The organism is Streptomyces megasporus (assembly GCF_000718985.1).
Lineage (GTDB): Bacteria > Actinomycetota > Actinomycetes > Streptomycetales > Streptomycetaceae > Streptomyces > Streptomyces megasporus.
Genome location: NZ_JODL01000129.1, coordinates 1 through 362 on the forward strand (window position 1 = coordinate 1; position 362 = coordinate 362).

Below are 362 nucleotides of genomic sequence, written 5' to 3' on the forward strand. Positions count from 1 at the left end.
CTGGTGAGACGAGCGGAAATGGCGCGCGTCTCTTGCTCCGCGGCGTAGGCCAGCCTCATGCAACGGCGGACAGCGTCGCCGCTCGCCTGCGGTGTGACCACGAGCGGCTGAGGTTCCTCGGGCATCCCGAAGACGAGTGTCGTAGAGCGCTGCTGGCTCCACTCGATCAACTCGGACATGTGGACCACCGATCGTACGGCGCGATCCACATGCGACCACACGATGGCTTCGTATTCGTCCGGGCGCTGCAGCCAGGACGACAGTGAAGGCCTCTCGAAGGGGGACGTCTTGCGTGCGGATACCCCGAGATCTGAGGCTTCGGCGATCAACGTGAAGCCCAGTTGCCGCGCGCACAGCTGGAT

General features: G+C 64.6%; 1 protein-coding gene. It reads right to left on the minus strand.

The window, feature by feature from the left end; genetic code table 11:
* The coding region (locus tag IF47_RS0126995) for a recombinase family protein (protein ID WP_031511682.1) at window positions 1-362 on the minus strand (362 nt) is incomplete at both ends.